This is a genomic window from Rhodococcus wratislaviensis (assembly GCF_041228765.1).
Classification (GTDB): Bacteria; Actinomycetota; Actinomycetes; order Mycobacteriales; family Mycobacteriaceae; genus Rhodococcus_F; species Rhodococcus_F wratislaviensis.
Genome location: NZ_CP150488.1, coordinates 5117255 through 5144249, shown reverse-complemented (window position 1 = coordinate 5144249; position 26995 = coordinate 5117255). Strand labels below are relative to the sequence as shown.

Here is a 26995-nt window from a genome sequence, read left to right as displayed (position 1 = left end):
GGGCTGGACGAGTACGACTCTCGTCCGGGTCGAGGTGGGATCCCACCACCCCCAGGGCTGGTTCTGCGCACCCCTGGGGGTGAATGTCCCGCACCGGTGGCGGGTGGCTAGGTGATGAGGGCGCGTCCCGTTCCGCACACCGCGATCGCCCAGAGCACGCTGGTGAACGTGCCGATGATGAATTGTTCCGACGCGTGCGGTTCGCGGAGTTCGGGGTAGCGGGCCAGTCCCTTGACCGCCAGGACGACGGCGATGCCCTCCGGCCAGGCCGCGAGGATCGCGGCCGCGACGGCGGCGCGCTCGAGGAGCCCGATGATCCGTCCGCCGCGCAGCGGCCCGGCGTCGGGCCGCGGGTCGGAACCGGCGTCGGACTGGCGGCGGGCGATGCGGAACGCGGCCAGCACGAGGGGTGCCCCGCCGGTGGTGGCGGCCGCGACGCACAGGACGAGGGTCGCGGCGAGGGCGAAGCCCGTGACCGGGGTGGTGGCGGAGGCGGCCAGCGCGGCGACGGCCAGGGCGAGCGCGACCACGATCGGCGCCGCCCACTGCGACATCCAGCGGGGGCTGCGGGGCGCGGCGAGCGCCAGCGGTGCCACGGCGGCGACGCCGAGGGCGATGAGTGCGAGGGTCGTCACGTGTCCGCCTTGCGTAGGAGTCGTTCGGCCAGTCGTCGTCCGGCGGTTTCGACGTGCCAGCCTGCGGTGGAGAGTCGTTGGGAGACCGCCTGCTTGCTGATGCCCAGTGCGCGGGCCGCCTCGGTCTGAGTGGAGCCGTGCCGCATCTGCTCGACGGCCTCGCGGCCCTCCTCGGTGCGGCGCGCGACCAGGACCGCGACGAGGGTGAGTGCGGTGTCGGCGTCGGTGGCGCCGTCGGGGTCGGAGCCTTCGACGGCGACCCGGCCGGGGGCGCTCTTGGCGCGTTCGACGGCGACCCGTGCGGACTCGAACGCGGGGCCGCGCCCGGCGCGGGTCTCGGCGGGGAGGGGTTCTTCGACGGGGCCGGCGCCGATGCCGATGCTCCAGTGTTCGCGTCCGACGAGGTCGAGTGCGAGGTCGACGACGGTGGCCGGGTCCGCGACCACGGCCTGAACCTCGTCGCCGGCGGTCCGCTGGAACGGGCGGACGAGGTCACGGTTCGCGAACTCGGTGAGCAGTTGGGCGACGCGGTCGACGTCGCGGCGGCTTCCGCGCTGGTCGACCGTCAACACGAACATGAGTCAAGGTTAGAAACTGGATACCATGATGTCAAGACTCAAAGCTTGACCTACCTGGTTCAAGGCTGTGTGATTGACTCGTCCTCGGCGGGGTGGTCGACGGCCACATCCGGCATCGCGTCGCCGGAACCGTCCAGTGGCCGCCGGGAGTCCACCACCAGTCCGGCGATTCCGACGACGATGCACACCGCGGACAGCGCGAGAAGTCCCGGCTTCGTCTCCCCGGTGAGGGCGTCGCCGAGAACGACGATGCCGACGGTCCCCGGCAGCACGCCGACCACCGTGGCCAGCGCGTACGGGACCAACCGGATCGAGGACACGCCGGCGCAGTAGTTCACCACGGAGAACGGGACGAACGCGATCAGCCGCAGCGACCCGACGGCGAGCCAGCCGCGCCGGGCGATCCGCTCGTCCACCCGGCGGATCGTCGGATTGGAGATGCGCTGCCACACCACGTCCCGGCCCACGGCGCGCACCAGGTAGAGCGCGAGCACGGCACTCACCGTCGACGCCAGCACCGCGATCGCGATGCCCAGCCACGCACCGAACAGCAGACCGGCACTCAGCGTGAACACCGTGCGGGGGAACGGAAACACCGTCACCACCGCGTGCACGGCGAAGAAGACGAGCGGGAACGCCGGCCCGATCGACCGCGCCCATTCCCGCACCTGCAGCACGGACGGGTGCGGGGCCAGCAGCGCGACGACGACCAACGCGACCGCCAGTACTGCGACGCCGATCACCCTGCGGTCCCCGAGGCGTCTCTTCACAGGGCACCAGGCTACCCGGGTGACCCGTGCGGGGCGCGCCGCGAGCGGCGGTCAGGACAGCCGGCGGCGCCCGGTCACCGTCGCCTCGACGCAGATCCGTCCGCCCGAGGTCCCGGCCACCCGGGCCACCGCCACCGAGCGGCCCGCCCTGACCACGTCCGCGGTGAACGTCGTGTCGCGGTCGAGGGGAACCGGGCGGAAGTAGTTGATCCGCACGGACGCCGTGTCCATGTCCGCGCCGTCCCGGCTCAGGGCCGCGCGCGCCGCGAGGTCCATCGCGCAGCCCTGGACGCCGCCGTGCATGAACCCGAGCTTGTTCGCGACCAGCGGATTGGCCGGCACCACGACCCGCACGCCGGGTCCGTCCTCGATCCGCCCGCCGATCCAGTCGAGCGGGGCGGCCCCCGGCTCCGGGAAGTCGGGGAGGGCCGACCCGTCCGCCGCCGGCGCCGGCAGGTCCACGAAGTTGCCCCACAGCGTGCCGGTGGCGATCAGGGTGCCCGCCGAGTCGTGGACGCGGGCGGTCGACGTGCCGCCGTCGGCGGTGAGTGCGAGGAGCCGGCTCTCCGCCCGCAGCGTCGGACCCTGCCACCGCCGGGGTGTCACGACGTCCACCGACAACTCGGCCGTGACCAGGCCGTCGCGTGCTCGGCGCCGGTCCCACACGGTGAATCCGAGGAGATCGTCGAGCAGCACGGCGAGGACGCCGCCGTAGGCGGTGCGGGCGGTGTTCGGGGCGAGCGCACCGATGTCCATGCTCATACGATTGAGTGGTTCGCCGCGGTCGTCGACCTCCCGGGTCGGCGCCCCGAGACCGAACAACCGCTGTGTGGCGGTGCGAACGGTGACCACCGGTTCGTGCGCAATGCTCATGACCTGAGGTTATTCATCGTGTGGTGATCCTCACGATAGGGGGCGCCGAACTGCGGCTAGCATCACAGTCACACAACGTATTGATCGATCGCTCATCAGGGAGAGGAAGCCGACACCGTGTCATTAGCTTCAGAAACCGAGGAAGCTGCGCGGGCGTACGCCGACTGGCAGCACTCCGTGGCCGGAGTCCTCGCGAAGTCGCGTCGGATCGATGCCGCGGAACTCGGTCCGGAACCCCAGAAACTCCTCGAGACCGTCACCTACGACGGTGTCACCGTCGCGCCGCTGTACAGCCCCCGCGACGAGCGTCCGGAGCAGCCCCTGCCCGGCACCTTCCCCTACGTGCGTGGCGCGGACGCCACCCGGGACGTGAACGCGGGCTGGCTGGTCAGTGCCCGCTTCGGCGAGGGTGCCGAGGCTGCGGACGTCAACCGCTCCGTCCTGGACTCCCTGGAGAACGGTGTCAGCGCGCTGTGGCTCGCCGTCGGGGGCGCCAACCTTCCGGTCCGGTCGCTGGAAACGGCGCTCGACGGGGTGCTCCTCGACCTGGCACCGCTCACCCTCGATGCCGGAACGGACGCGCCGCTCGCGGCGCGGGCACTGTTCGCGCTGCTCGACGCCCGTGCCGCCGCGGGTGACGGGGTCACCGACCGCACCGCGGTCCGCGTCGACCTCGGGACCGCCCCGCTCACGAGCGCGTTCTCCGGTGCCGCCGACGTGGAACTCGGCGACGCGGTGGCCCTCGCGACCGAGTCCGCGGCGCGCTCGGAGAGCGTGCGGGCAATCGCCGTGGACGGCACCGCGTTTCACGACGCCGGCGCCTCGGACGCCGAGGAACTCGGCGCGGCAATCGCGGCGGGCCTCGAGTACCTACGGGCCCTCACCGAGAGCGGCCTGACCATCGGGCAGGCGCTCGGGCAGCTCGGCTTCCGGTTCTCGGCCACCGACGACCAGTTCCAGACCATCGCCAAGTTCCGGGCGGCGCGGCTGGTGTGGGCGCGCATCGCCCAGGTCTGCGGCGCTTCCGACTTCGGCGGCGCCCCCCAGCACGCGGTCACCTCGGCCGCGATGATGGCGCAACGCGATCCGTGGGTGAACATGCTCCGCACGACCCTCGCCGCGTTCGGTGCCGGCGTCGGCGGCGCGGACGCCGTCACGGTGTTGCCGTTCGACGCCGCACTGCCCGCCGGGGCGCTGGGTGTGTCGAAGACCTTCGCCGCCCGCATCGCCCGCAACACCCAGCTGCTGCTGCTCGAGGAATCACATCTCGGCCGGGTGCTCGACCCGGCGGCCGGGTCGTGGTACGTCGAGGACCTCACCCAGAAGGTGGCGGCCAAGGCGTGGGAGTTCTTCCAGCAGATCGAGGCGGCGGGCGGCTACCTCGCCGCACTCGACGCGGTCCTGATCGGCGACCGGATCGCTTCCACCCGCGCCCAACGTGATTCGGACATCGCGCACCGCAAGACCACCGTCACCGGGGTCAACGAGTTCCCGAACCTCGCCGAAGCGCCGCTGCCCGCGGGCGCCGCCCAGACCGGTACCGTCGCCCGGTACGCCGCGGCGTTCGAGGCCCTGCGGGACCGTTCGGACGCCTACCTGGCGGCGCGCGGTGCACGACCCGCCGTCTTCCTGGCCCCGCTCGGCCCCGTCGCCGAGCACAACGTGCGGACCACGTTCAGCACGAACCTGCTGGCGTCGGGCGGCATCGAAGCCCGCAACCCCGGTCCCCTCGCCACCGGTGACGGCAGCATCGCCGCCGCCGCGAAGGACTCCGGCGCCGGTATCGCGGTGATCTGCGGTACCGACAAGCGGTACGCCGCCGAAGCCACCGCCGCAGTGGAGGAACTGCGCGCGGCCGGTGTCGGCACCGTGCTGCTCGCCGGCCCGGAGAAGGTCGTCGCCGACGCGGACGGCCCCGCCCGGCCCGACGGATTCGTCACCGCCCGTATCGACGCAGTGTCGGTCCTGTCCGGCCTGCTCGACACCATCGAGAGCTCGAGTGACTCCTCGGGCGACACAGGGAGCAAGAAGTGACTACTCGCGAGGTCAAGCACGCGATCGGCAGCTTCGCCGAAGTGCCACTGGAGGATCCGCAGTTTCCGCAGCCGTCCGCCCCGACCCCGGAGCAGACGGACGAGCTGATCGCGGCCGCCGCGGCGGCGAACCACTACAGCCCGGAACAGGTGGTGTGGTCCACCCCCGAGGGCATCGACGTCAAACCGGTCTTCACCAAGGCCGACCGCGATGCCGCCGAGGCCGAGGGCTACCCGGTGGGCAGTTTCCCGGGCGCCGCGCCGTTCGTGCGCGGCCCGTACCCCACCATGTACGTGAACCAGCCGTGGACGATCCGCCAGTACGCGGGCTTCTCCACGGCCGCCGAATCCAACGCCTTCTACCGCCGCAACCTCGCCGCCGGGCAGAAGGGTCTGTCGGTGGCGTTCGACCTGGCGACGCACCGCGGCTACGACTCCGACCATCCGCGGGTGCAGGGTGACGTCGGCATGGCCGGGGTGGCGATCGACTCGATCCTCGACATGCGTCAGCTGTTCGACCACATCCCGCTCGACAGCGTCAGCGTCTCGATGACCATGAACGGTGCGGTGCTGCCGATCCTCGCGCTGTACGTCGTAGCCGCCGAGGAGCAGGGTGTCGCCCCGGAGCAGCTGGCCGGAACCATTCAGAACGACATTCTGAAGGAGTTCATGGTCCGCAACACCTACATCTACCCGCCGAAGCCGTCGATGCGGATCATCTCCGACATCTTCGCGTACACCAGCGCGAAGATGCCGAAGTTCAACTCGATCTCCATCTCCGGCTACCACATCCAGGAGGCTGGGGCCACCGCCGACCTGGAGCTGGCATACACCCTCGCGGACGGTGTCGAGTACATCCGTGCCGGCCTCGACGCCGGCATGGAGATCGACAAGTTCGCGCCCCGGTTGTCGTTCTTCTGGGCGATCGGCATGAACTTCTTCATGGAGGTCGCGAAGCTGCGGGCGGGTCGCCTGCTGTGGAGTGAGCTGGTCGCGAAGTTCGAACCGAAGTCCGCGAAATCGTTGTCGCTGCGTACCCACTCGCAGACGTCGGGCTGGTCGCTGACCGCGCAGGACGTCTACAACAACGTGGCCCGCACATGCGTCGAGGCGATGGCGGCGACGCAGGGGCACACCCAGTCGCTGCACACCAACGCGCTCGACGAGGCCCTCGCCCTGCCGACGGACTTCTCCGCCCGCATCGCCCGCAACACCCAGCTGCTGCTGCAGCAGGAGTCGGGGACCGTCCGACCCATCGACCCCTGGGGCGGATCGCACTACGTCGAGTGGCTGACCCACCAGCTGGCGAACCGCGCCCGCGCACACATCGCCGAGGTCGAAGAGGCCGGCGGCATGGCGCAGGCGATCAGCGAGGGCATCCCGAAGCTGCGCATCGAGGAGGCCGCGGCCCGCACGCAGGCCCGCATCGACTCCGGCAGGCAGCCGCTCGTCGGCGTCAACAAGTACGTGCCGGACGAGGCCGACGAGATCGAGGTCCTCAAGGTCGAGAACTCGCGGGTCCGGAAGGAGCAGCTCGAGAAGCTGGACCGGCTGCGCGCCGACCGCGACTCGGACGCCGTCGAGGCGGCGCTCGCCGAACTGAGCCGCGCCGCGGCCACCACCGAGGGCGGCATGGAGAACAACCTTCTCGCCCTGGCGATCGACGCGGCCCGCGCGAAGGCCACGGTCGGGGAGATCTCCGAGGCGCTCGAGAAGGTGTACGGGCGTCACCAGGCCGAGATCCGGACCATCAGCGGTGTGTACCGGGACGAGGCCGGAAAGGTCGACAACATCAACAAGGCAACGGAACTCGTCGAGAGGTTCGCGGAGGAGGAAGGCAGGCGTCCCCGTGTCCTCATCGCCAAGATGGGGCAGGACGGCCACGACCGCGGCCAGAAGGTGATCGCCACGGCCTTCGCGGACATCGGATTCGACGTGGACGTGGGACCGCTGTTCCAGACCCCGGAAGAGGTCGCCAACCAGGCGGCCGACAACGACGTCCACGTGGTCGGTGTGTCGTCGTTGGCCGCAGGTCACCTCACGCTGGTGCCTGCGCTCCGGGAAGCCCTCGCGGCGGTGGGACGTCCCGACATCATGATCGTGGTCGGCGGTGTCATCCCGCCCGGCGACTTCGCCGAACTGTACGAGGCGGGTGCCGCCGCGATCTTCCCGCCCGGGACGGTCATCGCGGACGCCGCCAGCGGTCTGCTCGAGAAGCTGGCCGCGCAGCTCGGCCACGACCTGACGGGCACCCCGGAATAGCATGGGGCGGCCTCCAGTCGACATCGATGCCCTCGCCCGGGCCGTGCGCGCCAACCAGCGCGCCGGTCTGGCGAAGGCCATCACCCTGGTCGAGTCCACCCGGACCGACCACCGTGAGGCGGCGCAGCGGCTGCTGCTCGAGCTGTTGCCGGAGTCGGGGAACGCGCACCGGGTGGGTATCACCGGTGTGCCCGGCGTCGGGAAGTCCACGTTCATCGACGCGCTCGGGATGCACCTGATCGGGCAGGGGCACCGGGTGGCGGTCCTGGCCGTCGACCCGTCGTCGACGCGCACGGGCGGGTCGATCCTGGGCGACAAGACGCGGATGGCGCGGCTGACCGTCGAGAAGGCCGCCTACATCCGGCCGTCACCGACGTCGGGCACCCTCGGCGGGGTCGCGAAGGCGACCCGCGAGACGATCGTGCTGCTCGAGGCCGCCGGTTTCGACGTGATCCTCGTCGAGACGGTGGGTGTCGGGCAGTCCGAGGTGACGGTCGCGAACATGGTGGACTGCTTCTGCTTCCTCACACTGGCCCGCACCGGCGACCAGTTGCAGGGCATCAAGAAGGGTGTCCTCGAACTCGCCGACCTCGTCGCCGTGAACAAGGCGGACGGCAAGCACGAGCGGGAGGCGAAGGGCGCCGCCCGGGAACTCGCGGGTGCGCTGCGGCTGATCTACCCGCACGACGCCGTGTGGACGCCGCCGGTGATCACGATGAGTGGGCTCGAGGGCGTCGGTCTCGAGGACTTCTGGGACACCGTCTGCCGGCATCGTGAGGTGCTGACCGCGGCCGGTCAGTTCGAGGAGAACCGGCGCCGCCAGCAGGTGGACTGGACGTGGACGATGGTCCACGACCAGCTGCTGCGCCGGCTCGCGTCCAACACCCGGGTCAAGGCGATCCGCGGCGAGGTCGAACAGCGGGTGCGGGACGGTTCCCTGACGGCGGCGCTGGCCGCCGCCGAGATCCTCGACGCGTTCGACGGTACGGACGCGTCAGCCGACTGATTTCGCGAAGCGCCCGACCCGGTCGACGAGATCGTCGAAGAACGCGGCCGGGTCGGTGCTCACCGCGATGTCGACGTTGGGTTCCCGGTTCCAGTGCCCCACCCAGTCGGCGACCGTGGTGCCCCGGGTGAGCCGGCCGTGCAGTTCGACGTCGACGGTGGCCGGACGGGTCCTTGTGATCGCCGGGTTCAGCGCCACCGCCGCCGCGAACGGGTCGTGCATGTGCGCCAGGAAACCCTGGTCGTGGGTGCGGTGGAAGTCCATGTAGAAGCGGATGGCGTCGGACAGGTGCCGGATCACCGGGTTGGACGCGGTCGAGCGCACCTGCGGCCCGTCGTCGGGGGAGATGATCTCGGCGGGTGTGCTTCCCGCCGCCTCCGCCAGGCGGCGGACGTGGTCCGGTGTCATCTCGATCGTCTCGGTGACGTCCAGCCCGCACAGGATCGGACGCCGGCCCGCCGGCAGCCCGGAGAACGCGTCGAACACCTCCTTGGCCGCCTCCGGATCCACCGACACGTTCCATTCACTGGTGGGGGTGGTGTTGCCGGGGTGGTTGAAGGCCCCGCCCATCACGACCAGGCGCCGCAGTAACCGGGGCAGTGCGGGTTCCTCGCGGATCGCGAGGGCCAGGTTCGTCAGCGGTCCCGTCACCAGCCCGGTCAGCTCGCCGGGGTGGGCGCGGGCCAGGTCGACCCACAGGGTGGTGGCGTCCCGCTCCGATAGCGACCGCCCGGACGGGGGGAGGACGGCGTACCCGATGCCCTGGGGTCCGTGCGTGTCCTCGGTGGTGCGCAGCGGGCAGTCCAGCGGCACCCGGGCGCCGAGCGCGACCTCGATGTCGGGTGCACCGCACAGGGCGAGCCAATTCAGGTTGTTCGCCGCGACCTGCTCGACGGGCACGTTGCCCGCGGTGCTGGCGATGCCGGCGATCTCGGCCTCCGGGCTGGCCAGCAGGTACAGCAGGGCGAGGGAGTCGTCGATGCCGGTGTCGACGTCGACGATCAGCCGGTGTGCCGGGGCGCTCATGCGACGCGCACCGTCGGACGGTGCCGGACCGGGAAGTTGACCGACCGGGCGATGAAACACTTCTCGTGCGCGCGGGTGTGCAGCCGTTCGGCGCGCGCGGCCATCGACCCGTCGGCCACGGTCACGACCGGCGCCAGCACGACCTCGGTGAATTCGCCTGCACCGCCGGGATGTTCGGACATGGTTCCGGTCGGCTCGTCGCGGTAGTCGACCACGACCACGCCGGCCGCCGCGGCCAGCCCCAGGTACCACAGCATGTGGCACTGCGACAGTGCGGCGACCAGCAACTCCTCGGGGTTCCACCGCGCCGGGTCGCCGAGGAACGACCGGTCGGAGCTGCCCGGCACGTCGGGTTTGCCGGGCGCCGACACCACATGGTCCCGGTCGTAGCCGTCCGGTCGGGTGGTGCCGTCCCCGCGGTTCCCGGTCCAGGTGACGGTCAGCGCATAGTGGTGGGTCTTCACGCGTCCATACTGCCCGAGCGATGAGTTTCCGCCGCATACCGTGTCTGTATCGGGAGAGGATCGACCGGAACCGAGGAGGGCGGCATGGCAGGCAGCGAAACCCCGGACTGGGTGGTGGCGGAGCGGCACGACCTGGCAACCGTGCTGGACGGTCTGACGCCGGAGCAGTGGGACGCCCCGACACTGTGCGTGGGGTGGCGGGTGCGTGAGGTGGTCGCGCACATCACGATGCCGTTCCGGTACTCGGTGCCGAGGTTCGCGGTCGAGATGGTCAAGGCGCGCGGCAACTTCCACCGCATGTCGGATCGGCGGGCCCGCGCGGACGCCTACGATCTCACCCCCGAGCAGTGGGTCGCGACGGTGCGGGACAACGCCGCGTTCCCGTGGAAACCGCCGGGCGGCGGGTTCGACGGTGCCCTGTCGCACGACGTGATCCACGGACTGGACATCACCGTGGCGCTCGGGATCGACCGCCAGGTCCCCGAGGACCGCCTCGGCCGGGTTCTCGGGGGGCTCACCCCCAAGCGGGTGAAGTACTTCGGCACCGACCTGGCGGGGGTGCAGCTGACGGCGGACGACCGCGCCTGGACCTACGGTGCGGGCACGCAACTGCGCGGCTCCGCTCAGGACCTGCTGCTGGTGCTGTGCGGACGCCGGCTGCCGCCGGGACACCGGACCGGGGAACCGAGCCCGCGGTTCATGGCGACGGTGTGACACCGGACCAGGCGGGGGCGTCGCCACCCCAGGGCCGGGCCGGGAACGGGTAGTCGTCGAACTCGGCCAGGGCGGGACGGGCGGTCACCAGGCCGCCGTGCGCGGTGCGGCACCGGGGCCCGGGCATCGCGGCAGGCGGCGGATCCTCGGATCGGCCGTCCGCGGTCAGCAGCCACGTGCCGGTGCGGGCGAGTGACACGTCGACGGAGCGGCCGCGTCCGTCGACGTGCCCCGCGGCGAGGGCGTCGACGATGCCGGCGGCGAGCAGGTAGCCGGTCGCGTGATCGAGTGCCTGCGCCGGAAGCGCGCCCGGGGTGTCGCCGCGGCCCTCGATCGTCGCGATCCCCGACGCCGCCTGGACGATGCTGTCGAAGCCGCGGCGGTCCGCCCAGGGGCCGGAGCCGCCCCACGCGCACACCCGCCCCCGCACCAGACGGTCGGGGGCGTCGTCGAGCAGACCGTCCAGTGCGCCCGGCCGGTACCCGGTGACGACCACGTCCGCCTGGGCGAGCAGGCTGTCCCACACCAGTCTGCCGTCGGCGGACCGCACATCGAGCAGCGCGCTCCGCTTGCCCTGCCCCGTGTCGAGGTGCTGCACGACGATCTCGGGGATCGACGGCGGATCGATCCGCAGCACGTCGGCGCCGAGCAGCGCCAGCGTGCGGGTGGCGACGGGACCGGCGATCACCCGGGTCAGGTCGAGGACCTTCACCCCCGCCAACGGCCCCCGGGCGGATTCCCGGCGGGAGCGTTGCGGTGTCCCGGGACGGGAGCTCTCGGCGTGCACGACGGTGGACACGAGGTCGCCGGACGCCGCGGCCGCACCCTGCGGGCTCGCCGCCCACTCCGCCGCGGTCCGCACGCGCACGGCGACGGCCTGCGCCGCGGCGGCACGGTCCTCGACGTCGGCGGCGGTCAGGTTCCCGACCCGGGCGGCCACCGCGTCGCGGCCGGCGTCGTCCGAGAGGTCGAGTGCCGCCAGCAGTCTCGCGCGGTGATGCGGGTAGTTGGCGTGGGTCCGCACCCAGCCGTCCGCGGCCGCGAAGAACCCCGACAGCTCCGCGAAACCGGACACCGGGGCCCCCGACACCCGCAGCAGCCGGTCGCTCGCGAACGAGGCGGCGATCCGCTCGGGATCGAGCCGCCACGACCGGGGGTCGCGGCCGTGCACGCGGTCGAACCGGTCGACGGCGCCGGTGAGCGCGGCCACCGAACCGGCCGCCAACGAGAGCACGGGAAGGCGGGCCGCCAGGTAGTCGCCGGGGATCTCGATGCCGGGGTAGCCCGTGAGAGTCATGGGCTCACGGTAGCGAGCAACCGGCGGCACCGGTCACGCAATGCGGCACGAAGCGGTGCGGCGCGGGCGGCCAGCGCCGACTGCTCCCGGACGTACTCGGCGCGGCCGTGCGGGGTCTCGATCGGGATCGGGGTGTACCCGTAGGCGGTGAGGTCGTACGGGCTGGCCCGCATGTCGAGTTCCCGTGCGGCGAGCGCCAGCTCGAAGCAGTCGACGGTCAGGTCCGAGTCGATCATCGGCGCCAGCTTGAAGCAGTACTTGTACAAGTCCATGGACGCGTGCAGGCACCCGGGCTGCTCCCGCCCCAGCTGATCGGCCCGGGTCAACGGCTCACTGTTCCGCGGTTCGGCGGCGGGGGTGAAGAACCGAAACGCGTCGTAGTGGGTGCACCGCAGGTGCAGCGACTCGACGACGGAGTCGGTGCCGCCCGGCCCGAGGCGCAGCGGGACGCTGCCGTGCCGCACCTCGTCGGACCGGTAGACCATCGCCCACTCGTGCAGGCCGAAGCAGGACAGGTGGGTGGGACGCCCGGCGGTCGCCTCCATCAGTCGTGCGGTGAAGGCGACCGTGTCCGAGCGGCGCTGCAGGAACTCCGGGTCGACGGTGACGCCGGCGGCGGTGCGGTGATACCCGCGGAGTTCGGCGTACTCCTGCCCGTCGGCGAGGACCGTTCCCCACCCGGGGTGCCAGCGCAGCAGCTGATTCGGCCGGTAACTGTAGTAGGTGAACAGGAAGTCGATCACCGGGTGCGTCTCGCCGCGTTCCCGGCGCTCCAGGTGCGGTCCGATCAGTGCGGACACCCTCGCCCGGTGCCGGTCGCGGCGAGGGATCCACTCCGACGCATCCAGAACGTCCATCCGATCAGCTCGTTCGCTGTCCCGGATTGACGCCGTTGACGCGGTGGGTGCCGTCGCGGACGGTGCCCACGTATTCCTCGACGAGGTCCTCGAGGGCGACGATGCCGACGATCTGCCCGGACGGGTCCGCCGCCGCCCCCAGGTGGGAGCTGGCGCGCCGCAGACTCGCCAGGGCCTCCGCGAGCGGGGTGGTGGTCGACATGCGCGGCAACGGACGGATGTCCGACCGCGGAATCAGGGTGTCGGGTCCGGCCTCCTCGTCGAGGATGTCGTCGAGCACGTCCTTGAGGTGCAGGTACCCGACGAGCGAGCCGTCCTCGGCGCGCACCGGGTAGCGGGAGTACCCGGTCTCGACGACGGCCTGCTCGATGGCGCCGAGCCGCGTTCCGCCCTCCGACAGCGGAATGGTCCGGGCCTCGTCGAGGGGAATCATCACCTCGCTGACGGTGCGGTCGGTGGTCTCCAGCGCCTGGGTGAGCCGACGGTGCTCCTCCGCGTCGATCAGTCCCTCGGAACGGGATTCGCCGATCATCTCGGACAGTTCCACCGCCGACACGGTGACGTCGAGTTCGTCCTTCGGCTCCACCCGCAGCAACCGCAGCGTCAGGTTGGCGCACAGGTTGTAGAAGGAGATCAGCGGGCGCGCCAGCTTGATGAACAGCAGGTGCACCGGGACCAGCAGCATCGCCGTCCGCTCCGGGCCCGCGAGTGCGATGTTCTTCGGCACCATTTCACCGAGCAGGATGTGCAGCACCACGACCAGCGCCAGCGAGATCGTGAACGCCACCGGGTGCAGCAGCCCGGCGGGCAGGCCGACCGCGTGGAGCGGGACCTCGAGGAGATGCGCGATCGCGGGTTCGGCGACCTTGCCGAGCAGGATCGAGCAGATGGTGATGCCGAGCTGCGCGGCCGCCAGCATCAGCGACAGGTTCTCGCCCGCCGTGATCACGGTGCGGGCGCGTTTCTTGCCCTGCGACTCCAGGGCCTCGAGCCGGTCGCGGCGGGCCGAGATCAGCGCGAACTCGGCGCCGACGAAGAAGGCGTTGCCTCCCAGCAGCACGAACGTGAGCAGCACACCGAAGAGGTCACTCATCGTCGCCCTCCTCGCTGTCGGTGTCGCTGGTCTCGTCGGGCTTGGGGGTGAGCAGCACCCGGTCGATGCGCCTGCCGTCCATGTGGGTCACGGTGGCGACCCACCGGCCACCGGGATCGTGCGCGCCCTCGGGCAGTGGGAGTTCCACCTCGTCGCCCTCGTCGGGTATCCGGCCGAGCTCGGTGAGGACGAGTCCGCCGAGGGTTTCGTACTCGCCCTCGGGGGCCGTGTAGCCGGTGGTGTCGGAGACCTCGTCGACGCGGAGGAGCCCGGAGCAGGACCAGCCGTCACCGACCCGCTGGACGTCGATCTCCGATTCGTCGTGCTCGTCGCGGACGTCGCCGACGATCTCCTCGATCAGGTCCTCCATCGTGACCATCCCGGCGGTGCCACCGTATTCGTCGACGACGAACGCGACCTGCATGCCGTCGGACCGGATCCGCTCCATCAGGGCGTCACCGTCCAGGCTGGAGGGCACCACGGGGACCTTCTGGGCGAGCGAGTTGAGGCGGGCGGTGCGCCGGCGGTGGGCGGGCACCGCGAACGCGTGCTTGATGTGGACGATGCCGACGGCGTCGTCCAGGTCGCCGTCGACGACGGGGAAGCGGGAGAACCCGGTGCGGGACGCGGTGTCGATGAGGTCGGCGACCGTGTCCGTGGTGGACAGGGTCTCGATCTTCACGCGGGGGGTCATCAGTTCCTCCGCGGTGCGTTCCCCGAACCGCAGCGAGCGGTTCACCAGCAGTGCCGTGCCCTTGTCGATGGCGCCGCGCTGCGCGGACGTCCGCACGAGCGAACCGAGCTCCTGCGGGGACCGCGCCGACCGCAGTTCCTCGGCCGGTTCGATGCCGAGGCGCCGCACCAGCCAGTTCGCGGTTCCGTTGAGCCCGTTGATGGCCCACTTGAAGATGAGTGAGAACGCGGCCTGCATGCCGGCCGTCGCACGGGCCGTGGGCAGGGGGTGGGCGATGGCGAGGTTCTTCGGCACGAGTTCGCCGAACACCATCGAAAACGAGGTCGCGAGAACGAGGGCGATCACCAATGATGTTGCCGCGGCAGCGGATTCACTGAACCCGATCGCGGACAGCACCGGGGTGATGAAGCGGGCGAGGACCGGCTCGGACAGGTAGCCGGTGATCAGCGTGGTGATGGTGATGCCGAGCTGCGCCCCGGACAACTGGAAGGACAGCGTGCGGTGGGCGTGCTGCACCTGCCGGGCCCGGCGGTCACCGTCGCGGGCGTGCGAGTCGACGGTGCTGCGTTCGAGGGCGGTGAGGGAGAACTCGGCCGCCACGAACAACGCGGTACCCGCGGTCAGGGCGAGAAAGCCGAGCAGAGCGAGAATGCTGAGCGCGATGTCCATGTGTCATCGCCGCCGAGCTGAGGAACGGGGGTCGCCGGGTTTGTCACCCGGCTCGCTAGAGGAGCCCTCCGAACCGGCGGAATCGGAGTCCGATTCCACGGAGCAGGAGGCGACGGCACTCCCGGAGACGGCGGGTGGGGCGCTTGCTTCGTGTGTGGGTGCCGCGGGCACCGGAGTCCTCTCGTTCGGCCTCGACGGCCCGGACGGGTCCGGCGCCGAGAACTGGTGTGGTTGAGCGACCCATGATACCGGTGGATGTCCGGTTCCGTGGAACAGGACACCCACCGGCGCATCAGGATGCGGTCGTCACCAGCCGGCCGGCAGCGGGCGGCCCTCGGCGAACCCGGCGGCGGACTGCACACCGAGAACGGCCCGCTCGTGCAGTTCCGCGAGGGTCCGCGCGCCCGCGTAGGTGCAGGTGCTGCGCACACCCGAGCAGATGTGGTCGATCAGGTCCTCGACGCCGGGACGTTCCGGGTCCAGGCGCATCCGGGAACTCGAAATACCCTCCTCGAACAGGCCTTTCCTGGCCCGGTCGAACGCGGTGTCCGTGGCGGTGCGCGCCGCGACCGCACGCTTGGAGGCCATCCCGAAGCTTTCCTTGTACGCATTGCCGGACTGGTCGACGCGCAGGTCGCCGGGCGACTCGTAGGTGCCCGCGAACCACGACCCGATCATCACGTTCGACGCGCCCGCGGCGAGGGCCAGAGCGACGTCGCGGGGGTGACGGACGCCTCCGTCGGCCCACACGTGCGCACCCATCGCGCGGGCCTGCGTGGCGCACTCCTCGACGGCCGAGAACTGCGGCCTGCCCACCCCGGTCATCATCCGGGTGGTGCACATCGCGCCCGGTCCGACGCCGACCTTCACGATGTCGGCGCCCGCGTCGATCAGGTCCCGGGTGCCGGCGGCGGACACCACGTTGCCGGCGACCAGCGGGACACCGAGGTCGGCCTTCTTCAGTGCGCCGAGGACGTCGATCATCTTCTGCTGGTGGCCGTGCGCGGTGTCGACGACCAGCAGGTCGGCCCCCGCGTCCACGAGGGCGCGGGCCTTCGCGGCGACGTCGCCGTTGACGCCGACGGCCGCGGCGATCCGCAACTTCCCGTTGCCGTCGACGGCGGGCTGGTAGATGCCGTCCCGGATGGCGCCGGTGCGGGTGAGGACACCGGCGAGGGTGCCGTCGGGGTGGACGATCACGGCGAGGGAGTCGTGCTTGCCCTCGAGGAGTTCGAACACCTCCCGCGGCGACGCGGAGACGGGGGCGGTGACGAAGTCGGTGAGCGCCACCGAGCGCAGTCGCGCGAACCGGTCGACGTCGGTGCAGGAGCCCTCGGTGACGACACCGACGGGGCGGTCGTTCTCGACGACGACCACGGCGCCGTGCGCCCGTTTCGGCAGCAGCGCCAGGGCGTCGGACACGGCGGCGTCGGGGCCCAGCGTGACCGGGGTGTCGGCGACCAGGTGCCTGCTCTTGACGAACGACACGGTCTCCGCGACGGCGGGCGCCGGAAGGTCCTGGGGGAGCACCACCAGACCGCCGCGGCGGGCGACCGTTTCCGCCATGCGGCGTCCCGAGACCGCCGTCATGTTGGCGACGACGATCGGAATGGTGGTGCCCGACCCGTCCGAGGTGGCCAGGTCGACGTCGAATCGCGAGGTGACCTCGGTGCGGTTCGGCACCAGGAACACGTCGTCGTACGTCAGGTCATAGGGAGGGCGATGCCCGTCGAGGAACTGCACATGTCAGGACGATACCGGGGAAGTTGCGGTGGTGTCGGATGTCCGCTGGGCCTGCGACCTGGACAGTCCGATCGTGGCCACCAGCATCACCGCGACCGCGCAGCCGACGACCACGAGTCCGGGGCCCGACACCCGCAGCCGCTCGTCGAGGACGGTCATGCCGAGGAAGACGGCGGCGAGTGGTTCGGCGATGGTCAGCGCGGGCAGCGACGCGGACAGCGGACCCACCTGGAAGCCGCGCTGCTGCAGATACACCCCGACCAGGCCGGCGGCGACGAGCGCCCACGCCTGCCAGCTGCTCAGCACCGCCCACAGCCCGCGGGGCACCAGTTCGACGACGTATTTGGTGAACGCGACCGCCACCCCGTACAGGATGCCGCCCGCCCCGCCGAGCAGCAGCGCCCGCCATCCGGGGTCGATCTTCGACATCCCCGCGGCGGCGGCGACCGCCACCACGGCGAGGAGGATGCCGAGCGGCACCACCCATTCCCGGAACGGGGCGTCGATGTTGCCCTCGGTGGGGTCGCCGACCACCAGGAAGATCGCGAGTGCGACGGCCAGCGCGACGGCGAGGGCCCAGGTGGTGCGGCTGAGCCGGTACCCGGAGAACTTCGCCGACAACGGCAACGCGAACAGCAGCGCCGTCACCAGCAGCGGCTGCACCACGAGCACCGACCCGAGCGCCAACGCCACCGCCTGCATCGCGTACCCGCCGCCGTCGCCGACGAAGCCGGCCCACCAGCGGGGGCTGCGCAGCAGGGTGGTCATCAGCGCGGCGTCCTCGGGGACCGCGGACGCCGCACTCTGCTGGGCGACCGATGCGCACGCGAACAGCAACGCCGCGATCAGTGCGCACACGATCGACGCAAACGGCAGGGACATGCCTCTCAGTGTGCCCCGCGGTTGCGGTGTCCGTGCGGAGTTGACGCAGGTCCGGGCTTCCGACCGCGCCGGGCACCCGCCCGCGGTGCGCCGCCGTCCCCGGGCCGGCCGCGGCGGGCCGGCCGACCCCCGGTGTCGTGCGCCTGCCTGCCCTTCTTCGGGGTGTCCTGCGCCGGTGCCCGGGTGTCGGGCGCGGGGACCGCCTTCCCGGTGGGGCGGCGGGCGCCGGTGATCTCGGCCAGCACCGGGTCGCCGGGCCGCACCCGCACGCCGTCCACCTCGATCCCGGCCTTGCGGGTCAGCTTCTCCACCTCGGCGCGTTCGTCCTCGGTGACGAGGGTGACCACGACACCGGCCTCACCGGCGCGGGCGGTGCGGCCGGCGCGGTGCAGGTAGTCCTTGGGGTCGGCCGGGGGATCGACGTGGACGACGAGCGAGATGTCGTCGACGTGGATGCCCCGCGCCGCCACGTCGGTGGCCACCAGGACCGGGGTGGTGCCGTCGGCGAACGATTCGAGGGTGCGGGTGCGGTTGTTCTGCGCCTTGCCGCCGTGCAGGGCGCCCGCGGAGATACCGGCCTCGTGGAGTTGCTGCGCGAGCCGGTCCACCCCGTACTTGGTGCGCACGAACATGAGGGTGCGTCCCGCACGTGAACCGATATGTGCCACAACGGATCTCTTGTCGACCCGGTCGACGAACAGCAGGTGGTGGCGCATGGTGCTCACCGACGCGGTGACCGGCGCCGTCGAGTGGGTGACCGGGTCTCGCAGGTACCGCCGGACGAGGGTGTCGACCTCCCCGTCGAGGGTCGCCGAGAACAGCAGCCGCTGACCGTCCGCCGGGGTCTTGTCGAGGATCGTCGTGACCTGCGGCATGAACCCCAGGTCGGCCATGTGGTCGGCCTCGTCGAGCGTCAGCACGGTCACGTCGTCCAGCGACACCGATCCCTGCGCCACGTGGTCGGCGAGGCGCCCGGGCGTCGCGATCAGCAGGTCGACGCCCCGCGACAGGATCTCGACCTGACGTTTGATGGGAATCCCGCCGACGACGTTCGCCACCCGCAACCCCACGGACAGGGCCGGCTCGTCCAGCGCGCGCTCGATCTGCAACGCCAGTTCCCGGGTGGGCACCAGGACGATGCCGCGCGGGAAGCCCCGCCTGCTCGCGGCGCCCTTGAGCCGCACGAGCATCGGCAGTCCGAACGCGAGGGTCTTCCCGGACCCGGTCGGCGCGCGGCCCAGAACGTCGCGGCCCGCCAGGACGTCGGGGATGGTGGCCGCCTGGATCGGGAACGGCGCCCCGATGCCGCTGCGGTCGAGGGCGTGGGTCATCACCGCGGGAAGACCGAGCGCGAGGAACGTCTCACCCACCGGTGCGGGCGAGGAGAACTCGTCGTCGGGCATATCGAGAAGGCTACCGCCTCCGAGGTGGGGCCTTCGACGCCTCGGCCGTGCCGTACACGCGGTACGTCACGGCCGAGGCGGGCAGTCGGCGACGCTCAGGCCCGCACTTCGCTGCGGTCACCGCTCCAGAGGGTGTGGAACTTGCCCTCCGCGTCGACCCGCTCGTAGGTGTGGGCGCCGAAGAAGTCGCGCTGCCCCTGCGTCAGGGCGGCGGGCAGCCGCTCCGCGCGCAGGGCGTCGTAGTAGGACAGCGACGACGCGAACGCCGGCACCGGGATCCCCAGCAGCGTGGCGGTGGAGACCACCCGGCGCCAGCTGTCGATGGCCGTCTCGATGGCGTCCCGGAAGTACGGGGCCAGGATGAGGCTCGGCAGCGTCGGGTTCTCGTCGTACGCGTCCTTGATCCGGTTGAGGAACCGGGCGCGGATGATGCAGCCGCCACGCCAGATGGTCGCGAGGTCGGCGGGGTGCAGGTCCCAGTCGTATTCGGCGCTGCCGGCCGCGATCTGGTCGAATCCCTGCGCGTAGGCCACGACCTTCGACGCGTACAGGGCCTGCCGGATGTCCTCGGTGAACTGGGCGGCATCGGTGGGCTTGTCGGCGAGGACGCCGGACGCCAGCCCGACCGCGGCCTTGCGCTGCTGGCGGGACCCGGACAGGGCGCGGGCGAACACGGCCTCGGCGATTCCGGTGACGGGGACACCGAGGTCGAGCGCGGACTTGACGGTCCAGCGGCCGGTGCCCTTCTGCTCGGCGGCGTCGACGATCACGTCGACGAGCGGCTTACCGGTCTTGGCGTCCGTCTGCCGCAGCACCTCCGCGGTGATCTCGACGAGGTAGCTTTCGAGGTCGCCGCCGTTCCATTCGGTGAACACGTCGGCGATCTTGCCGGCGTCGTATCCGAGGGCGGACCCGAGCAGGTTGTACGCCTCTCCGATGAGCTGCATGTCCGCGTATTCGATGCCGTTGTGCACCATCTTCACGAAGTGGCCGGACCCGTCGGGGCCGATGTGCGTGCAGCAGGGGGTGCCGTCGACCTGTGCGGCGATCGACTCGAGCAGCGGTCCGAGGGCCGCGTAGGACTCCTTCGGGCCGCCCGGCATGATCGACGGACCGTTGAGCGCGCCCTCCTCGCCGCCGGAGATGCCGGCGCCGACGAAGTGCAGGCCACGCTCCCGGAGGGAGGCCTCGCGGCGGATCGTGTCCGTGTACAGGGCGTTGCCGCCGTCGATGATGATGTCACCGGGCTCCATCGCCGCGGCGAGTTCCTCGATGACGGCGTCGGTGGGGTCGCCGGCCTTGACCATGATCAGCACGCGGCGCGGCTTCTGCAGCGCGCCCACGAACTCCTCGATCGTCTCGGTGCGGACGAAATCGCCCTCGCTGCCGTGCTCCGCGATGAGGGCGTCGGTCTTGGCGATGCTGCGGTTGTGCAGCGCGACCGTGTGACCGTGCCGGGCGAAGTTGCGGGCGATGTTCGAGCCCATGACGGCCAGTCCCGTGACGCCGATCTGGGCGCGGGCACCCTCAGTGTTGTCGATAGTCATGGATACAGCATTCCCTCTCGCTCGGCGGTAGTGAAATCGGCGGCTACGAAAACCTCGACCGCCTAAGCCAAACATACGAAGGCCGGCCGTCGCACACGCGACGGCCGGCCTTCTCTCACAGTTCGATGTTCGGTTGTCCGATCAGCGATCGATCAGCTGCGGCGCTCACGCCGCGGGCCGTCGAAGCCGTCGTACGAGCGACGCTCCGTGCGGCTGCGGAACCCGCCACCGGTCGTCGCCGCGGGGCGCCGCTCCGACGTGGCCGCGGGGCGGCGATCGTCACGGCGGTCATCCCGGCGATCGTCGCGACGGAACCCGCCTGCCGCACCGCGGTTGTCGCCGAAGTCGCGCCGGGGTGCGCCGCGGTCGAAGCTGCGCTCACCGGTACCGCGGTGGCTGTCGCCGCGGTCGCCGAAGTCGCGGCGCGGGGCGCTGTTGCCGCCGCCGTACTCGCGGCGGGGTGCGCTGTCACCGAAGTCGCGGCGCGGGGCCCGATCGGTGAACGTCCGGTTGTCGCGGTCACCGCGGTACCCGCCGCCGCGGTTGTCGCCGTCGCGCTGCGGGCGGTCGCCCCGGTAGCCGCCGGACCGGTTGTCGGTCTGGTCGCGGCGCGGGCCACGGCCCTCGAAGCTGCGACCGCCCGACGGACGGTCGCCGAAGCTGCGCTCGCCACGGTCACTGCGATTGCCGCGGTAGCCGCCGCCGTCGCGGCCTGCGTATCCGCCTTCACGGCGGGGGCCGCGGTCACCGAACTTGCGGTCGCCGCCACGCTCACCGCGGGAGTAGGTGTCGCGCACCGGTTCTCCGCTGGGCGCCTTGGCGCCGGTGATGCTGGCCAGCTTCTCCGAGCCGGGGGTGACGGGCACGGCGGTGGCGTCGACACCCGCCATCCCGGTCAGGCGGCGGAACGTGCGCTTCTGGTTGGGGAGCACGATCGCGACGACGGTGCCCTTCTCGCCTGCACGGGCGGTCCGGCCTGCACGGTGCAGGTAGTCCTTGTGGTCGGCGGGCGGGTCGACGTGGACGACCAGGTCGATGCCGTCGACGTGGATGCCGCGGGCGGCGACGTCCGTCGCGACGAGCACGGGGGTGCGGCCGTTCTTGAACCGTTCGAGGACACGGGTGCGCTGGTTCTGCGCCTTGCCGCCGTGCAGCGCCTCGGCGGCGATCCCCACCGCGCGGAGGCGGTCGGTAATGCCCTCGCAGCCGAGCTTGGTGCGGGCGAACATGATCGTGCGGCCGTCGCGGGCACCGATTTCCGCGAGGACGTTGTCCTTCTGGCCGCGGTCGACGAGCAGCACGTAGTGCTCCATCGTGTCGACGCTGGCCCGACCGTCCTCGGTGGAGTGCTGGACGTGGTCGGGCAGGAACTGGCGGACCAGCGACTGCACCTCACGGTCCAGGGTGGCCGAGAACAGGAGCCGCTGGCCGTCGGCCGGGGTCTCACCGAGGATGGCCCGGACCTCGGGCAGGAAGCCCATGTCGGCCATCTGATCGGCTTCGTCGAGCGCGGTGATCTCGATGGAGTCGAGGATGCAGGTGCCCTGACGCAAGTGGTCGTTCAGCCGGCCGGGGGTGGCGACGAGGATGTCGACGCCGCGGCGCAGCTGGTCGACCTGCTTGGTGAACGGGGTGCCGCCGACGGCGGGGCGGACGGTCAGTCCCATGGCCCCGGCGTACGAGTTGAGGGAGTCGACCACCTGGAATGCGAGTTCACGGGTGGGAACGAGCACCAGTGCGCGGGGACGCTTGGGTGCGGGCCGGTCCTCGTGCCGGGACAGGCGGGTGAGCATCGGCAGGCCGAATGCGAGGGTCTTGCCCGATCCGGTCTGTGCGCGGCCGAGGACGTTGGTGCCGGCCAGCGCATCGGGGACGGCCAGCGCCTGGATCGGCGACGGGACGGTGATGGAGTTGCGGGCGAGGGCCTGCACGAGGGGTGCGGGCAGGCCGATCTCGGCGAACGTCACGGTGGCCGTGTCGGCCTCGGTGGCGCTCTGATCAGGGGTTACGGTCTCGGTCTGCTCTAGTGGGGCAGACGTCGTCTGGACAGCGTTGGTCACGCAGGTACCTCTCCGGGCATAGGGCGCGTCGCGGAGCGGGGGCTGTCATGCAGCACGCACAAAGGGACGAGCCAGGGCACATGTCACCTGGTCAATCCATTCGCGGAAGTGCGGGGAATTGGGCTGTGTGCCGTTTCAGTGTTGATGGGCCGCAGTGGCGACCGTCGACCAGTGTACGCGACGGGGTACCCGGATATCGAACCCGGCGGGTTGTGAGCTGGGCGACTATACGGCGCTGAACAACCGGCTCAGTTCGGTGAGCCAGGGGACGGCGACGGCGATGGTCGGCACCACGAGGATGGCCACCGACGCGGCGTAGGCGGCGAGAGCCACCGGGGTTCCCGCCTCCGAGGAGGCCAGCCGTTGCACCCGCAGCAGGGTGCTGGGGCCACCCGCGGCCATGGCGCCCTTCGGGGCGATCGACCCCGAGCAGGCGACGAGGGCGCGGGCCAGTGCGGTCGGCCCGGTGGCGCGGACGGCGGAGTCGTCGGCCAGCATCTCGACCAGCAATTGCACCGACCCGAGCGCGGATTTGCTGCGCACCACGGTGGGGAAGGCGGCGTTGACGGCGGTGAACGCCTCGAGGACGAGGTCGTGCCGGGCCCGCAGGTGGGACCGCTCGTGGGTGAGGATCGCGGTGATCTCCGCGTCGTCGAGGTTGGTGAACGTGCCCTGGCTCAGCACCACCCGCTGGCGCAGACCGGGCAGGCAGTAGGCGATGGGCTCGGTGACGTCGAGGACCCGCAGGTCCGGGGTGCGGGCGAGCGGCGACGACGAGTCGCAGCGGTCGAGGAGGTCGACCAGCATGCGGTGCCGGGCGCGCCGGCGCCGGGTGCGGACCCCGACCTGCACGATCGCGAAGATCAGTTTGGCGCCGACGAGGAGGGTGAGCGCGAAGACCACCACGTACAGCAGCCACAGGGGAAGGCCCAGGGCGTCGATCTCGGCGACCGGCGCCGTGGTGGGGCGTCCGTCCGGTCCGGGGACCAGGAGCTGGCTGGCGATCGCGAGGCCCGAACTGAATGCGGACAGAACTGCGGCGAGGGCGATTGCCTGCCACAGCACGAGTGCTGCTCGGGGGGCGCGATGCGGCCATCGGGCACGACTCAACAGCGCAGGGACAGGCCCTGCGAGAAGAAGTGCGAGTACTCCGAATACCAGCGCGGTGGTGGCGTCCATGTCCTACTCATCATGCATGACGAACGTCAGCCGGCGCGAGCGGTTCCCGACTGATTGTCTCCGGTGGACCGCTCCTTGGCCTCGAGCGCGGCGAGGGCCTCGCGGAGCGCGTCGGCCTCGTCGGCGCCGACCTGCCCGACGAAGTGCACGAGTGCGGCGGCGCGGCTTCCGGACTTGTCGGCCTGCTGCAGTGCGTCCACCATGAGGCTCGCGACGAGCTCCTCGCGCTGGTGCACCGGCAGGTACCGGTGGGCGCGGTCGTCGCGCTGCTGAATGACGAGGTGCTTCTTCGCCAGCCGCTGGAGCACTGTCATGACAGTCGTGTACGCGAGTTCACGGCGCGCCGCCAGTGCCTCGTGTACCTGCCGTACCGTCTGCGGTTCCGAAGTGGACCACAGGTGATCCATCACTGCGCGTTCGAGTTCGCCGAGTCCAGCCATAAACCGATTCTACGGATACGACGACGCAGATACGTACTACTGGTAGTAGTAAAACTGCGTGACGGCGTGTGGTATTGGCCATACTCCGAAGGGGTGGTTTACGGTCGGGTTGGCAGCGGCCGACCCGCCGGGCAAGCGTTCGTTCTCGACATCGCGGAGAGTGGGGACCTGGCGGATGAAGACCGACGACAGCGCGGCGACCGGGCACGGTGCGGCGGCCAGGGTCAAGGGTCAGACCGGGCGGGCAGCGGAACGGGTCTGGGGCGGGGTGCGGGGTGCACCGATCAGCATCGCGCTGCTGGTCGTGATCTGGATCCTCGCGATCGCCACGTCCAGTGTGATCAGCGGCCCCTCCCACGACCTGTCCCAGCACGTCGCGATCGGGATCCGGGCGTTCCAGAACGGGTGGGTGTGGACCCTGTTCACGGCCGGGCTGTGGGGCGACGACGTCCTGGCCTATCTGTCGACGACCGTCCTCGTCCTCGTGGCGGCCGCACCGCTGGAACGCCGCATGGGATCGGCGCGGTTCGCGCTGGCCGCGGTCGCCACCCAGGTGCTCGGCGGGCTGCTCGCACTGTCGGTGGCCGCCGTCGCGAAGGTCGTCGACGCGAACTGGGGTTTCCGGCTGCACGTGGGCATGGCCGTCGGTCCGAGCACGTGGATCGTCGGTGCCGCGATGGTGGCCAGTTCGAACATGGGCACCCTGTGGCGTCGGCGGATCCGCGTCGGTGTCCTCGTGTTCACGATCACCCTGGCACTGTTCAGTGGGTCGCTGCAGGACGTGGTGCGGCTCGCCGCGGCCGTGGTGGGGCTGGTGATCGGCCGCTGGATCGTCGGCCGCTCCGCCCGCGGCGAGCGGATCGCGGGCACCCAGCGTGAGGGCCGGGTGCTGGTCGCGATCATCGTGGCGGCCAGCGCGATCGGTCCGATGATCGCGGCGCTGTCCGCGGAGGCGGTCGGACCGCTCGCCGTGCTCCGCGACCTGTTCCGCGGCATCCCCTACACGGCCGGCGAAGTCCGCGACCTGTGCGAGGTGTCGGCGGCGGACCCCGAATGCCGGCGCGGGCTGCTCGAACTGCGCCTGTCCGGGGTCGGGCCGACCCTGCTCAGTCTGATGCCGTCCCTGTTCCTCCTCACCCTCAGCGACGGCCTCCGACGGGGCCGTCGCTTCGCGTGGGTCGCGTCCGTGATCGCGCAGGTGATCCTGCTGGTGCTGTCGCTGCTGAACTTCGCGGTCCGGTTCGTCGACTCCCTCGACGAGGATTCGCTGTTCTACGGACTCGCCGACCCGAACCTGTACCGGACGCTGGTGCCGTTCCTGACACCGCTGGCGATCCTGATCGTGCTGCTCGCCACCCGGCGGTTCTTCGACGTCTCCGCCCCGGCAGGCACCTACCGCCGGCTGGCCGTCGTCCTGGTGTCCGTCCTCGCCGGGCTCGCCGTCCTCTACGTCCTCGGCGGACTGTGGGCCCGGAACGGGTTCGACCCCCGGCCCGGCGTGACGACGCTGCTGGCCGACTTCCCGGAGCGGCTCATCCCGCCCGTGTACCTGCAATGGCTCGACCCCCGGCTGCTGCCGGTGAGCATTCCCGCGACCCTGCTGTACGAGTGGACGGGGGTGGTGTTCTGGGTGGCGGCGTGCGCGCTGGTCGCCGCGACGTTCCTCAGTCCCGCCATCGGATCGGACTCGGAGTCCGCCGAACGTGCACGCGCCCTGCTGAAGTCGGGGAGCGGAAGCCCACTGTCCTGGATGACGACGTGGCGCGGCAACAACTACTGGTTCTCCGCCGACGGCACCGGTTACGTCGCGTACCGGGTCCTCGCCGGCGTCGCCCTCACCACCGGCGACCCGGTCGGCCCGCCGGACCGGTTGCGGGACAACGTCGAACACTTCGCCGAATTCGCCGCCGCCAACGGGTGGATCCCGTGCTTCTACTCGGTGACCGGGGAGGTCCGCGCCGTCACGGACGCCCTCGGCTGGAGCGGCATCCAGGTCGCGGAGGAGACGGTGCTGGATCTGGGGCAGATCGCGTTCACCGGCAAACGATTCCAGGACGTCCGGACCGCCCTGAACAAGGCGAAGAAGTCGGGGATCACCGCGGAATGGGTCAGCTTCCCCAGCGCCCCGCGGTCGATCACCGACCAGATCACGGCGATCTCCGAGGAATGGGTGGCCGACAAGGGGATGCCGGAAATGGGGTTCACGCTCGGCGGACTCGACGAGGTCGACGACCCGGAGGTGCGCTGCCTGATCGCCGTCGACGAGGACCGCACCGTCCACGGCGTCACGTCCTGGCTGCCGGTGTACCAGGACGGGCGGGTGGTCGGCTGGACCCTCGACTTCATGCGGCGGCGCTCGGAAGGATTCCGGCCGGCGATGGAATTCCTCATCGCGTCCGCGGCGCTGAAACTGGAAGAGGAGGGCGCGCAGTTCCTGAGCCTGTCCGGCGCCCCGCTCGCGAAGGTCGAGCAACCGGACGGCGACGCCGACGAGCGGGAACGGTCGGAGTCGTCGAGCCTGTCGGCGGTGATGGACAGCGTCCTCGATCTGCTCGGCCGGACCCTGGAACCGGTGTACGGGTTCCGTTCGCTGCTGGCGTTCAAGTCGAAGTTCCAGCCCCGGTACGTGGCCATGCACATGACGTTCGCCGACCCGGCCGCCCTGCCGAGCATCGGCAACGCCGTCGGCAGGGCGTACCTGCCGACGGTGTCGCTGGGGCAGAGCTACCGGTTGGTGCGGACGATGATCGGCGGCCGACGCTGACGGCCG

General features: G+C 71.1%; 22 protein-coding genes. 5 read left to right on the top strand and 17 right to left on the bottom strand.

The genetic code is table 11. The annotated features are described in order from the left end of the window. Window positions 1–107: 107 nt before the first annotated feature. Genes WKC72_RS23740 through WKC72_RS23725 form a run of 4 tightly spaced genes read right to left on the bottom strand, consistent with a single transcriptional unit; the run spans window position 108 to window position 2856 of the window. On the bottom strand, window positions 108–635 hold the full coding sequence (locus WKC72_RS23740; RefSeq protein WP_037237741.1) for a hypothetical protein: 528 nt from the start codon (window positions 633–635) through the stop codon (window positions 108–110). After that, entirely contained in the window at window positions 632–1213 is a 582-nt protein-coding gene (locus WKC72_RS23735) for a hypothetical protein (protein WP_112300782.1), read from the bottom strand. The genes WKC72_RS23740 and WKC72_RS23735 overlap by 4 nt, the downstream gene beginning before the upstream one ends. Window positions 1214–1272: 59 nt before the next feature. Beyond that, on the bottom strand, window positions 1273–1983 hold the full coding sequence (locus WKC72_RS23730; RefSeq protein WP_245973270.1) for a TVP38/TMEM64 family protein: 711 nt from the start codon (window positions 1981–1983) through the stop codon (window positions 1273–1275). Window positions 1984–2034: 51 nt separating this feature from the next. Further along, window positions 2035–2856, bottom strand: a complete 822-nt coding sequence (locus WKC72_RS23725) for a PaaI family thioesterase (RefSeq protein WP_370179636.1) — start codon at window positions 2854–2856, stop codon at window positions 2035–2037. 117 nt (window positions 2857–2973) lie between these two features. Between WKC72_RS23725 and WKC72_RS23720 the strand changes: the two genes are divergently transcribed. From WKC72_RS23720 to meaB, 3 genes are read left to right on the top strand one after another with little or no spacing between them, the layout of a single operon-like run. Continuing rightward, a complete protein-coding gene (locus tag WKC72_RS23720; RefSeq protein ID WP_370179634.1) occupies window positions 2974–4890 on the top strand; it encodes a methylmalonyl-CoA mutase family protein in 1917 nt (638 codons plus the stop codon). After that, on the top strand, window positions 4887–7151 hold the full coding sequence (gene scpA / locus WKC72_RS23715) for a methylmalonyl-CoA mutase (RefSeq protein ID WP_037237727.1): 2265 nt from the start codon (window positions 4887–4889) through the stop codon (window positions 7149–7151). The genes WKC72_RS23720 and scpA overlap by 4 nt, the downstream gene beginning before the upstream one ends. A gap of 1 nt (window position 7152) precedes the next feature. Next, on the top strand, window positions 7153–8157 hold the full coding sequence (gene meaB, locus WKC72_RS23710; protein ID WP_370179631.1) for a methylmalonyl Co-A mutase-associated GTPase MeaB: 1005 nt from the start codon (window positions 7153–7155) through the stop codon (window positions 8155–8157). Here meaB and WKC72_RS23705 read toward each other — a convergent pair. Next, window positions 8146–9183: a nucleoside hydrolase gene (locus tag WKC72_RS23705; RefSeq protein WP_370179629.1), complete on the bottom strand. Its 1038-nt coding sequence runs from the start codon at window positions 9181–9183 to the stop codon at window positions 8146–8148. The genes meaB and WKC72_RS23705 overlap by 12 nt on opposite strands. Next, complete coding sequence (locus tag WKC72_RS23700) at window positions 9180–9647, bottom strand: OsmC family protein (RefSeq protein WP_037237721.1); 468 nt, start codon at window positions 9645–9647, stop codon at window positions 9180–9182. Before WKC72_RS23700 ends, WKC72_RS23705 begins: the two co-directional genes overlap by 4 nt. Before the next feature lie 84 nt (window positions 9648–9731). Here WKC72_RS23700 and WKC72_RS23695 point away from each other — a divergent pair, with 84 nt between their 5' ends. Continuing rightward, a complete protein-coding gene (locus WKC72_RS23695; protein WP_370179626.1) occupies window positions 9732–10361 on the top strand; it encodes a maleylpyruvate isomerase family mycothiol-dependent enzyme in 630 nt (209 codons plus the stop codon). Here WKC72_RS23695 and WKC72_RS23690 read toward each other — a convergent pair. From WKC72_RS23690 to WKC72_RS23640, 11 genes are all read right to left on the bottom strand, one after another. Next, window positions 10345–11658 (bottom strand): CoA transferase, encoded by a 1314-nt coding sequence (locus WKC72_RS23690; RefSeq protein ID WP_370179624.1) that lies wholly within the window; start codon window positions 11656–11658, stop codon window positions 10345–10347. The genes WKC72_RS23695 and WKC72_RS23690 overlap by 17 nt on opposite strands. Continuing rightward, a complete protein-coding gene (locus WKC72_RS23685) occupies window positions 11655–12515 on the bottom strand; it encodes a hypothetical protein (RefSeq protein WP_037237720.1) in 861 nt (286 codons plus the stop codon). Before WKC72_RS23685 ends, WKC72_RS23690 begins: the two co-directional genes overlap by 4 nt. 4 nt (window positions 12516–12519) lie before the next feature. Beyond that, window positions 12520–13608, bottom strand: a complete 1089-nt coding sequence (locus WKC72_RS23680) for a hemolysin family protein (RefSeq protein WP_037237718.1) — start codon at window positions 13606–13608, stop codon at window positions 12520–12522. Beyond that, window positions 13601–14971 (bottom strand): hemolysin family protein, encoded by a 1371-nt coding sequence (locus WKC72_RS23675; protein ID WP_370179621.1) that lies wholly within the window; start codon window positions 14969–14971, stop codon window positions 13601–13603. Before WKC72_RS23675 ends, WKC72_RS23680 begins: the two co-directional genes overlap by 8 nt. A gap of 306 nt (window positions 14972–15277) precedes the next feature. Next, entirely contained in the window at window positions 15278–16714 is a 1437-nt protein-coding gene (locus WKC72_RS23670; protein ID WP_037237714.1) for a GuaB1 family IMP dehydrogenase-related protein, read from the bottom strand. Window positions 16715–16717: 3 nt separating this feature from the next. Then, entirely contained in the window at window positions 16718–17596 is an 879-nt protein-coding gene (locus tag WKC72_RS23665) for a DMT family transporter (protein ID WP_037237713.1), read from the bottom strand. Window positions 17597–17601: 5 nt separating this feature from the next. Further along, on the bottom strand, window positions 17602–18999 hold the full coding sequence (locus WKC72_RS23660) for a DEAD/DEAH box helicase (RefSeq protein WP_370179618.1): 1398 nt from the start codon (window positions 18997–18999) through the stop codon (window positions 17602–17604). 95 nt (window positions 19000–19094) lie between these two features. Beyond that, window positions 19095–20546: an NADP-dependent phosphogluconate dehydrogenase gene (gene gndA, locus WKC72_RS23655; protein WP_370179616.1), complete on the bottom strand. Its 1452-nt coding sequence runs from the start codon at window positions 20544–20546 to the stop codon at window positions 19095–19097. A 152-nt stretch (window positions 20547–20698) separates the two neighbouring features. Further along, entirely contained in the window at window positions 20699–22606 is a 1908-nt protein-coding gene (locus WKC72_RS23650; protein WP_370179614.1) for a DEAD/DEAH box helicase, read from the bottom strand. Window positions 22607–22831: 225 nt separating this feature from the next. After that, on the bottom strand, window positions 22832–23785 hold the full coding sequence (locus WKC72_RS23645) for a M56 family metallopeptidase (protein WP_073366721.1): 954 nt from the start codon (window positions 23783–23785) through the stop codon (window positions 22832–22834). Window positions 23786–23811: 26 nt separating this feature from the next. Next, window positions 23812–24225 (bottom strand): BlaI/MecI/CopY family transcriptional regulator, encoded by a 414-nt coding sequence (locus WKC72_RS23640; RefSeq protein ID WP_370179611.1) that lies wholly within the window; start codon window positions 24223–24225, stop codon window positions 23812–23814. Between the two features lie 175 nt (window positions 24226–24400). Between WKC72_RS23640 and WKC72_RS23635 the strand changes: the two genes are divergently transcribed. Continuing rightward, window positions 24401–26989: a bifunctional lysylphosphatidylglycerol flippase/synthetase MprF gene (locus tag WKC72_RS23635; RefSeq protein WP_370179609.1), complete on the top strand. Its 2589-nt coding sequence runs from the start codon at window positions 24401–24403 to the stop codon at window positions 26987–26989. Window positions 26990–26995 lie beyond the last annotated feature (6 nt).